Source organism: Klebsiella sp. K47 (genome assembly GCF_051858335.1).
Classification (GTDB): domain Bacteria; phylum Pseudomonadota; class Gammaproteobacteria; order Enterobacterales; family Enterobacteriaceae; genus Klebsiella; species Klebsiella pneumoniae.
Window position 1 is genome coordinate 1 of record NZ_JBPYUI010000238.1, and the last position, 238, is coordinate 238.

1 protein-coding gene is annotated in these 238 nt (G+C 69.3%); it reads right to left on the reverse strand.

Annotated elements, in window-relative coordinates:
* A partial coding sequence (locus RRF55_RS27860) for a hypothetical protein (RefSeq protein ID WP_439419280.1) occupies nucleotides 1-238 on the reverse strand: 238 nt, incomplete at both ends.

The following is a 238-nucleotide window of genomic DNA, read 5'->3' on the forward strand; positions in this document are numbered from 1 at the left end:
GGTGAAGCGGCGTTGCGCGTCGAACTCGTAGGCGACCCGCAGCATGCCCTCGTCCGCGCAGGCATGGCAGGTGCGCAGCGGCGTGCTGTAGATCAGGCGCAGCCCGCCGTTGGGCAGCGCTTCACTGCCGCTGGCCTCGGCGGGGGCGAACGGTGAGGCGTCCGGGTGCGCATCAAGGAAGGGTTTGACCGTTGCATCGGCGCGCGACATCTCCGGCAGGACATCCGCATCCACATCC